Source organism: Aeromicrobium sp. PFPM2_SD2 (genome assembly GCF_057364525.1).
In genome coordinates this window covers 1-485 of record NZ_JBNFNZ010000858.1, presented here as the reverse complement: position 1 = coordinate 485, position 485 = coordinate 1, and the positions used below count along the sequence as shown (strand labels likewise).

Genomic DNA, 485 nt, shown 5'->3' with positions numbered 1-485 from the left:
GTCTTGGCTGGTATTCTCGTGTCAAGCATGTTTTCCGGGTCGGTAGACATCGTAACAACCAAGTGCGTTAGCACGAACAAGGAGATTAACCGTGGGCTAAATCAATTTAGTAAAGCCTTTAAGAAAGTAGTCGGTGGTGCCCTGAAAACCGTAGGCCTGGGACAATCCGCTCCTCAGCCTACAGCTCAGGCAGCTCAGGCACCTGTAGAAGTACCTAAGGACCAAGTGGAAGATGTGGATACCGAAGTGACTGCATCTGACGAGAAGAAAGTTAAGCGTTCCGGTAAGCGTAGCCTTCAGGTCTCTCGTACCTCTGGTGGCGGTATTTCTATATGACAGACTGCATACTGCATAAGGGCTGCGTAAATAATGCTGGATATGGCCTGAAGTGGTATGCAGGTAAGCTGCGAGGAGCGCATGTAGTATCCTACCTAAAACACAAAGGTCCCATACCAGAAGGTCTAGTGGTGATGCATTCATGCGAC

At 49.1% G+C, this 485-nt stretch carries 1 protein-coding gene; it reads left to right on the top strand.

Annotated features, from left to right (window positions below; genetic code table 11):
- On the top strand, positions 1 to 336 hold a 336-nt coding region (locus AC2W7G_RS18505; RefSeq protein ID WP_485869716.1), incomplete at its 5' end, for a hypothetical protein.
- Positions 337 to 485: the final 149 nt, after the last annotated feature.